This is a genomic window from Enterobacter cloacae complex sp. IR53030 (genome assembly GCF_049238365.1).
Classification (GTDB): Bacteria; Pseudomonadota; Gammaproteobacteria; order Enterobacterales; family Enterobacteriaceae; genus Enterobacter; species Enterobacter kobei.
Genome location: NZ_JBMKHA010000051.1, coordinates 1 through 6,664, shown reverse-complemented (window position 1 = coordinate 6,664; position 6,664 = coordinate 1). Strand labels below are relative to the sequence as shown.

General features: G+C 52.9%; 5 protein-coding genes and 1 pseudogene. 3 read left to right on the top strand and 3 right to left on the bottom strand.

All coding sequences use genetic code 11. From position 1 onward, the window contains the following. Nucleotides 1–120 precede the first annotated feature (120 nt). From murB to ACOTXR_RS24770, 3 genes and pseudogenes are all read left to right on the top strand, one after another. Complete coding sequence (gene murB, locus ACOTXR_RS24780; protein WP_023331542.1) at nucleotides 121–1,149, top strand: UDP-N-acetylmuramate dehydrogenase; 1,029 nt, start codon at nucleotides 121–123, stop codon at nucleotides 1,147–1,149. Then, complete coding sequence (gene birA / locus ACOTXR_RS24775; protein WP_023331541.1) at nucleotides 1,146–2,108, top strand: bifunctional biotin--[acetyl-CoA-carboxylase] ligase/biotin operon repressor BirA; 963 nt, start codon at nucleotides 1,146–1,148, stop codon at nucleotides 2,106–2,108. Before murB ends, birA begins: the two co-directional genes overlap by 4 nt. Nucleotides 2,109–2,124: 16 nt before the next feature. Then, a pseudogene (locus ACOTXR_RS24770) lies at nucleotides 2,125–3,116 on the top strand (glycosyl hydrolase family 8). Nucleotides 3,117–3,164: 48 nt separating this feature from the next. Here ACOTXR_RS24770 and bcsG read toward each other — a convergent pair. The 3 genes from bcsG to bcsE are packed head-to-tail and all read right to left on the bottom strand — an operon-like array spanning nucleotide 3,165 to nucleotide 6,590. Next, entirely contained in the window at nucleotides 3,165–4,844 is a 1,680-nt protein-coding gene (gene bcsG, locus ACOTXR_RS24765) for a cellulose biosynthesis protein BcsG (RefSeq protein WP_058690722.1), read from the bottom strand. Beyond that, nucleotides 4,837–5,031 (bottom strand): cellulose biosynthesis protein BcsF, encoded by a 195-nt coding sequence (gene bcsF, locus ACOTXR_RS24760; protein ID WP_014885605.1) that lies wholly within the window; start codon nucleotides 5,029–5,031, stop codon nucleotides 4,837–4,839. The genes bcsG and bcsF overlap by 8 nt, the downstream gene beginning before the upstream one ends. Beyond that, on the bottom strand, nucleotides 5,028–6,590 hold the full coding sequence (bcsE, locus tag ACOTXR_RS24755; protein WP_058690721.1) for a cellulose biosynthesis c-di-GMP-binding protein BcsE: 1,563 nt from the start codon (nucleotides 6,588–6,590) through the stop codon (nucleotides 5,028–5,030). The genes bcsF and bcsE overlap by 4 nt, the downstream gene beginning before the upstream one ends. Nucleotides 6,591–6,664 lie beyond the last annotated feature (74 nt).

Below are 6,664 nucleotides of genomic sequence, written 5' to 3'. Positions count from 1 at the left end.
AATAAGTGAAAAGGCCATCCGTAAGGATGGCCTTTTTGCGTTTCTGCGCTATACAAACTAATCCCCCAACGCCCTGCTTATACGGTAAACTACCTGCGTTTTTGCATCAGGATAGCGTTTATGAACCACTCCCTTAAGCCCTGGAATACCTTTGGTATTCAACGCAATGCTAATCACATTGTCCGTGCCGATACTGCACAGCAGTTGCTGAATGCATGGCAAAGCGCAACCGAAAAAAACGAACCCGTACTGATTCTGGGCGAAGGAAGTAATGTCCTGTTTCTCGACGATTTTGCGGGAACAGTGATCGTTAACCGCATCATGGGAATTGATGTGGAAGAGCGCGCCGATAGCTGGCACTTGCACGTGGGGGCCGGAGAAAACTGGCATCACCTGGTGCAATTTACCCTGGAAAAAGGGATGCCTGGCCTGGAAAACCTTGCGCTTATTCCGGGCTGCGCTGGATCATCACCGATTCAAAACATTGGTGCCTATGGCATCGAGCTGAAACATGTCTGTGAATACGTCGACTGCATCGAACTGGCGACTGGAACGGCTAAGCGTTTAACCGCAGAACAGTGCCGTTTTGGCTACCGTGACAGTATCTTCAAACATGAATATCAGGATCGCTACGTGATTGTCGCCGTGGGCCTGCGCCTGTCGAAGAACTGGCAGCCCGTACTGACCTACGGTGATTTAACGCGTCTCGATCCGGCTACCGCCACCCCCCGCGATGTGTTTGACTCGGTTTGTCATATGCGCATGACCAAGCTTCCCGACCCGAAAGTAAATGGAAATGCCGGAAGTTTCTTCAAAAACCCGGTGATCGACAGCGAAAAGGCAAAGGTCTTCCTTGAAGGATGGCCCGCAGCACCACATTACCCTCAGGCAGATGGCAGCGTGAAGCTGGCTGCGGGATGGCTTATCGATCAATGCCAGCTTAAAGGCACTTCAGTCGGAGGCGCTGCCGTTCATCAGCAGCAGGCTCTGGTACTGATCAATCAACATGATGCGAGCAGTGATGACGTGGTCAAACTGGCTCATTATGTTCGTGAACGTGTGGGTGAAAAGTTTAACGTCTGGCTGGAGCCAGAAGTCCGCTTCATTGGCCGCACAGGTGAAGTGAATGCCGTGGAGACCATCGCGTGAAAGACAACACCATCCCGTTAACCCTGATTAGCATCCTCGCGGATGGGGAGTTTCACTCTGGCGAGCAGTTGGGTGAGCAGCTGGGCATGAGCCGTGCAGGCATTAATAAACATATCCAGACCCTCCGCGACTGGGGTGTCGATGTCTTTACCGTTCCTGGAAAAGGGTACAGCCTGCCGGAACCCATTCAATTGCTGAATGAAGACGTGATTCGTAGCCAGATTGGGCACGGCAATGTTGCGGTGCTGCCGGTGATTGACTCAACGAACCAGTATCTTCTGGATCGTCTGCCTGAACTGAAATCCGGCGATGCCTGCGTTGCAGAGTATCAGCAGGCCGGGCGTGGTCGCCGAGGGCGAAAATGGTTCTCGCCCTTCGGTGCCAACCTTTACCTGTCCATGTACTGGCGACTCGATCAGGGCCCTGCCGCAGCGATTGGCCTGAGTCTGGTCATCGGGATTGTCATGGCAGAGGTGCTACACGATCTGGGCGCCGATCGGGTGCGTGTTAAATGGCCTAACGATCTTTACCTGAACGATCGTAAACTTGCCGGTATTCTGGTCGAACTGACGGGAAAAACGGGCGATGCGGCGCAAATCGTGATTGGCGCGGGCCTCAATATGGTGATGCGTAACGTACAAAACGATGTGGTCAACCAGGCCTGGACGAATCTCCAGGAGGCGGGGATCGTCATCGATCGTAACATCCTTGCCGTGCGTATGATTAAAGAGTTGCGCAGTTCACTGACGCTTTTTGAACAGGAAGGACTCGCAACGTTCCTGTCTCGTTGGGAAAAACTGGACAACTTTATCAATCGCCCGGTGAAATTACTGATTGGTGATAAAGAGATCTACGGCATTTCCCGCGGGATTGACGCTCAGGGCGCGTTGCTCCTGGAACAGGATGGCGTGATCAAGCCCTGGATGGGCGGTGAAATTTCACTGCGAAGTGCCGAATAACCGAATGGGGTGAATGATGCGAAAACCCGTTTGCGCGACCCTGGCTGTGATGATGAGCTTGCTGTTCTCTCCTCTCTCGCAGGCGGGTCAGGCCTGGGAGAGTTACAAGGCGCGCTTTTTCAAACCGGAAGGTCGCATTGTTGATACCGGCAACGGTGACGTTTCGCATACGGAAGGTCAAGGTTTCGCCATGTTAATGGCGGTGGCTAACGACGATAAAGCCACGTTCGATAAGCTCTGGCAATGGACCAACAGGACGCTAAAGAACAACGAAAATGGTCTGTTTTACTGGCGTTATAACCCCGCTGAGTCTAATCCGGTCGCTGATAAAAACAACGCCACAGATGGTGATGTCCTGATTGCATGGGCGTTGTTAAAAGCCGATGCGCGCTGGCATGACAAACGCTACAGCGCCGCATCGGATGCGATTACGAAAGCATTGATTGACCACAACGTAATCCGCTATGCGGGTTACCGCGTGATGCTGCCCGGCGTACAGGGATTTAAGCTTGAGGATGAAGTGGTCCTTAATCCTTCCTATTTTGTGTTTCCGGCCTGGCAGGCCTTTGCCGGACGCAGTCATTTGCCGGTCTGGCGTGAATTGATAAAGGACGGGAAACGTCTGCTGGGAAAAATGGGATCGGGTAAAGCGAATCTACCGACAGACTGGGTTTCGCTGGCATCCGCGGGCAAGCTGACGCCGGCCAAAGGCTGGCCACCGCGAATGAGCTACGATGCGATTCGTATTCCGCTGTACATAGCCTGGTCTGATAAACAAAGCCCGCTGCTGACGCCTGGAAAGCCTGGTTTGGTCAGTTCCCACGGGAACATACACCCGCCTGGGTTAACGTCACGACCAATGAATACGCGCCCTATATGATGGAAGGCGGTCTGCTGGCGGTCAGGGATTTAACGATGGGTCAGCCATCCGGCGAACCGGAAATCACCTCTAAAGACGACTACTATTCGGCAAGTCTGAAAATGCTGGTATGGATTTCAGCGCAATAATAACGCACTGACAATCCCCTCTCCCTACAGGGGAGAGGGGTAAATCCTTTATTGCGGATACGGTACCCAATCTCCGCCGTTCAGACGAACGTACGGTTTGTTCTGGTACTGAATCACCACAGCATTCGCGTTTTCGGAGACCTCTGCCGTTTGCGGCAGGTTGCTGGTGAGCTGATTCCAGTTCACGCTATCTTCCACAAACAGCTTCCCGTCCACGGTACGGGCAACCAGTTCTGAAATTGCCAGATAGCTGGTTGGCTGTGTAATCTCAATCGGCGCGCCCTGGTGCGGAGCCTTCATACCAAAGAATTTAATGCCCGCAGGCACGTTGGTAATGGACGGGCTTGGAATATCACGCAGACCTGACACCTGCATTCTGTCGCCTTTCAGCGCGCCGCCGTGTTCAGGCACGACAACCACCATCACTTTACGGCCTGATTTTTCCAGCTCAGTGAAGAACGCATCCAGCTCGTCGAAGAATTTCTGCGCACGCACTTTATAATCTGCCGTTTTGCTCACGCCCGGGAAGTGGTTACCGTCGTGAAGCGGCAGGGTGTTAAAGAACGTCGCACTGCGCGGGTTGCTGTCTTTTTCGATGGTTTGCAGCCAGCGCTGCAGTACGGCTGTATCGTCGTAAACAGGTGAACCGTCGAAGCCGAGCAGAGTAACGGGAAGCCCGGTTTGATCCATCAGCGGTGCCTGCATGCCACCCTGTTCACGCACCTCTTTCAGGAAGTTACCGAACTGGCCGTTATGTCCCAGCATCAGATGCTGCGTAAAGCCCAGCTTCGCGAGGTTATCGAACAGATAACACTGATTCCCTGCCGGCTGGTACAGGTTTTTATGCGATGTCTGACCGCAGCTTGCACGCAGCAGGCGAATCGCTGCCGGGCCGCTGTATGAGGTGGCAGAGTTGAAATCTTTAAACTGGATATCGAAATGAGACCACAGTGGGTGAGACATTAATCCGGCTGCATCCACATCGGCCCAGGAGAGGGAACAGATGTTAATCACCAGCAGCTCAAACGGTTGAGCATCTGCCGGCAGTGCATCCGGGAATTTCGTCTGTCGCTTATCTTCTGCGGTATAGAAGCTGGAAAGCCACGCATTGAGGTTGGTGGAGGTCGGCGGTGCGGTCTGGGTTGGAATATCACCTATCACAGGCGTATCGCCTGCCGTGGTAACAGTAGCCGCTGCGCTTCCACCCGTGGTGGTCACCGTGGTGGTTGGTTGACCGGCAGGCCACAGGGAGAAGTCCGGTCCTGCCAACGTCAGCACGTTAAGCCAGATCATAATGGCGACAACAAACACCGTGACGCGGATCCACTGCGACAGGAACAGCCAGGCCACCAGCAGGACAAAGATAGCGCCAATCATCTGCCAGTTAATAAAGCGCTCAACCAGATCAAGCATGTAGTCTGCACTGAAGCCCGCAACCTGTGACCCCTGGCTCATTATGCTGTCCGGACCCGGTAGCCAGGTATCGTGCCAGAACAGCGCAAAGCCGACGGGGATGGCTACCCAGTGACGTAAACGATGCAGCCTGATATTCGGCAACGGCATCAGCAGGAAGGCCATAAAGACCAGGTTAAGCAGGGGATGGAAATTCAGATAGCCTGCCCAGAGCAAACCAAACTTCACCAGAAAGTAAAAGTTCCAGCCGGAAAGGCCGCGCCAGTATTGCCAGAGCGGCGAGGGTGACGAAGCGGTATAGGTAGAATTAGTCATGTTTTCGGTCTGCCTTGACGTGTGATGCCCGTGTCAGTGTTCCGGCTGGTTTTACATAGCGAGGTTTTATAAACATCACTCTGGCCGTATCACGGATACGACGTATGGAATGGCGCGCATAGTAGCCAAGCGGGAAAAAGATCAGCGCACAGAATACGACCAGTTGAATAATATCGCTGATATTCATGATGGTACGTTCTCCCCATTCTCGGTTAATAAGCGATGGGGTTCCGGAACCCGACGCCAGACATGACCGTCATGTCTGGCATTGAGAATCGGTTTTGCATCGCTGGTGATCGCCAGCGGTTTAACCCATTGTTCAGGCTGAAGTGCGCGCATCTGCACCAGCTCCGCGCTGATAGCATTATCTTCGAACCAGATCATACGGTTTGAGAAAATATCCCCGGTAGGCAGGGGAAAGATGTGGTTAAGCGCGGTATCAAGATCGTTCACCCGGCAGAAGGACAAAAATAGCACCAGGCGATTGTCGCCAATGGTCATGATGTCCCCTGTACGATTCGGACGACATAAGGTGAGAGCCTGTTCAACGCGGATACCCGGAACAGGACGCAGGGCAACCATCACCCCTTTCCCGTCCGCAGGAAGTAGCGTGTTGCTCATCATATTGCCGACGGCGTCGCAGAAGTTATCCCATTTCTGGTATCCGCGCAGCTTCATCGGCTGCGTCATGGAGAGCAAGGTGGAAATGTCTTCCGGCACATGGCGGCTGAACTGCTGGCCCTGAACGCTTTCGATTAGCGTCAGGCAGCGTGACAGCGGCGCATTCCATGGAACAACCATATTTGCGCCGCAGCCAAGCAGCAGACGCTCATCGGTGGCGCGCAGGCTGGTATTGTTTTCCCGCACCACAATTTTTAATGCGCTGCCGCGCTGGCGACGTAAGGTATGAATCTGTCTCGCCAGCGTCTCAATCTGGTTATTTTGCATCAACGAGAAAACAAGGGATGCCGCCTGGGTTGTACGAGCTTCATGAAAAAGCGCTTCGTTAGACTCAAACAGCGACCAGTTTTCCGACAGCGCGGGCGCGCCCTCTAAAACCGCAATATGGCTCAGGATGCGTTTTTCATCACTCCGCGGCTGCACAACCGTTTCTTCCTGCTGTGCCAGGTGCCATTTCCCCTCACTCTGTTTCAGGGTCAGCTGTTGCCTGGCGCTCACGCCTTTTTCATTACACCAGAAAGCAATATCGTAGAGATAGCTGCCCACCTGGTCACGCAGACTGGCCAGACCGAACAGGGAGCGATATTCACCCATTAAAAGTGAAAACAACTTGTCATTATTACTGCCGGGATTGACGACCAATAGCGTGCAATTTTGAAATTTTGCCCATTTATTGATTTTTTCCAGCCACGGCAGCAGTTTTTCAGCAGGGATATTTTGCAGGACGTTATTTGCGCATTTAAGAATCACGAAATAGTGATCCGGATCAATGGAGCACTGAACGTCGCGGGACAAAAAGTATAGACTATCCACTTCTGCTGACATGGAAAATAAGCGCACGGTTTGCGGTCCGCCGTCACTTTCCAGCGTGATAATTTTCTTCGGCTCTTCGCCCATGCTAATGACAGCCACGCGGGAATCCTTATCCTGGGCGGCAATTGTCTGGTTTACCAGACTGATGGCATCTTCATTACGGTCGGTATTAATCCACCAGACTCCACCGACTGGCATGTGGCTCAATTCGTCCCATAATGACTGGATGCCAATAGAAAATATGGAGTCCACGGTGTCCCTCTTTTCGTCTAATTTATCTGTATCTCAGTTTACTAGGGAAGGTGCGAACAAGTTCCTGATATGAG